General features: G+C 56.8%; 1 rRNA gene (running past one end of the window). It reads left to right on the top strand.

The features are described from left to right. Positions 1–52: 52 nt before the first annotated feature. Positions 53–1,327 (top strand): 23S ribosomal RNA (locus ACIPXC_RS34900) (it continues 1,495 nt past the right edge of the window).

Here is a 1,327-nt window from a genome sequence, read left to right as displayed (position 1 = left end):
GATGGGTGGCTGGTCGTTGTTTGAGAACTACACAGTGGACGCGAGCATCTGTGGCCAAGTTTTTAAGGGCGCACGGTGGATGCCTTGGCACCAGGAACCGATGAAGGACGTGAGAGGCCGCGATAGGCCCCGGGGAGCTGCCAACTGAGCTTTGATCCGGGGGTGTCCGAATGGGGAAACCCGGCAGTCGTCATGGGCTGTCACCCACTGCTGAACACATAGGCAGTGTGGAGGGAACGAGGGGAAGTGAAACATCTCAGTACCCTCAGGAAGAGAAAACAACCGTGATTCCGGGAGTAGTGGCGAGCGAAACCGGATGAGGCCAAACCGTATGTGTGTGATACCCGGCAGGGGTTGCGCATGCGGGGTTGTGGGAATGGGCTTTCACAGTCTGCCGGCTGTGAGGCGAGTCAGAAACCGTTGGTGTAGTCGAAGGACATGCGAAAGGTCCGGCGTAGAGGGTAAGACCCCCGTAGACGAAACATCAGCGGCTTGCTTGCTCATTTCCCAAGTAGCACGGGGCCCGAGAAATCCCGTGTGAATCTGGCGGGACCACCCGCTAAGCCTAAATATTCCCTGGTGACCGATAGCGGATAGTACCGTGAGGGAATGGTGAAAAGTACCGCGGGAGCGGAGTGAAATAGTACCTGAAACCGTGTGCCTACAAGCCGTGGGAGCGTCGGATGCAGCTTGCTGCATCTCGTGACTGCGTGCCTTTTGAAGAATGAGCCTGCGAGTTAGCGGTGTGTAGCGAGGTTAACCCGTGTGGGGAAGCCGTAGCGAAAGCGAGTCCGAACAGGGCGTTTGAGTTGCACGCTCTAGACCCGAAGCGGAGTGATCTAGCCATGGGCAGGTTGAAGCGGAGGTAAGACTTCGTGGAGGACCGAACCCACCAGGGTTGAAAACCTGGGGGATGACCTGTGGTTAGGGGTGAAAGGCCAATCAAACTCCGTGATAGCTGGTTCTCCCCGAAATGCATTTAGGTGCAGCGTCGTGTGTTTCTTGCCGGAGGTAGAGCACTGGATAGGCGATGGGCCCTACCGGGTTACTGACCTTAGCCAAACTCCGAATGCCGGTAAGTGAGAGCACGGCAGTGAGACTGTGGGGGATAAGCTCCATGGTCGAGAGGGAAACAGCCCAGAGCATCGACTAAGGCCCCTAAGCGTACGCTAAGTGGGAAAGGATGTGGAGTCGCAGAGACAACCAGGAGGTTGGCTTAGAAGCAGCCACCCTTGAAAGAGTGCGTAATAGCTCACTGGTCAAGTGATTCCGCGCCGACAATGTAGCGGGGCTCAAGCGTACCGCCGAAGTCGTGTCATTGCAGCAA

The organism is Streptomyces sp. NPDC090021, assembly GCF_044748225.1.
Taxonomy (GTDB): Bacteria; Actinomycetota; Actinomycetes; order Streptomycetales; family Streptomycetaceae; genus Streptomyces.
Note: the sequence above shows the minus strand (reverse complement) of the source record. Positions and strands in the feature narration are given on the sequence as shown.